This window comes from Rhodococcus sp. FH8 (genome assembly GCF_019266085.1).
In the GTDB taxonomy this organism is placed as follows: Bacteria; Actinomycetota; Actinomycetes; order Mycobacteriales; family Mycobacteriaceae; genus Rhodococcus_F; species Rhodococcus_F qingshengii.
In genome coordinates this window covers 327-1,053 of the sequence record NZ_LPNQ01000066.1, presented here as the reverse complement: position 1 = coordinate 1,053, position 727 = coordinate 327, and the positions used below count along the sequence as shown (strand labels likewise).

Annotated in this window: 1 protein-coding gene; it reads right to left on the bottom strand. The window is 65.6% G+C overall.

The genetic code is table 11. From position 1 onward, the window contains the following. A partial coding sequence (locus ATN38_RS17590) for a Crp/Fnr family transcriptional regulator (protein ID WP_256931944.1) occupies positions 1 to 727 on the bottom strand: 727 nt, incomplete at both ends.

Here is a 727-nt window from a genome sequence, read left to right as displayed (position 1 = left end):
CGACGAGGTTGTAGACGTCCTTGGCTGCGTCCGCGACGGGTGCCGGGACAGGAAGCCCGACGACGCGTGCGAGTTCCGCATTCGTCGGATTGCGCAGCACCTTCTCGCCGTGCCAGATCACGACGGGTGTGTCCTCGGGTGCGACGTTCAGGCTGCGTAGCAGCTGCTCCACTCGTTCGTCCTGTTCCAAGTCGAACCACTTGTGGGGCAGACGGTTTCGCATCGCGAACTCACGAAGTCGCAACGTATCCGGGGAGAAGCAGGAGCCGATGATCCGGAATCCGGAGCCGAGCCCGATCAGCAAGTGCCGACGCACAAGGTAGGCGCGCAGGATCAAATCGCTGAGCACGGGATCGTGGGCAATCAGCTCGCGTACCTGCTCGGCCGGGACGACGAGTATCTCGCCGTCCTCGATCGCTTCGGCGGTGAAGAACGCCACCTGACCTTCCAGGAGTCCGAGCTCGCCCAGGAAACGCCCAGGACCGTGCACGCGCAGTATCCGGCGCTCGCCGTCCGCGTCGCCTTCGTCGACGACTGCGATCTTTCCGGAAAGGACGACGACGAAATCGTTGTCAGGCGCGCCTTCTCGGATCAGCACCTCGCCGGCGTGAACCGGTCGACGCGAGCCACCGACCTCGAGCTTCGCGACCTGGTCGTCCGTCAGCCGCGGGAAGGCGCCCTCCTCGTCCGGGGTCTCGTCGTCGACCGGCGGGCTGTACCCGATGGG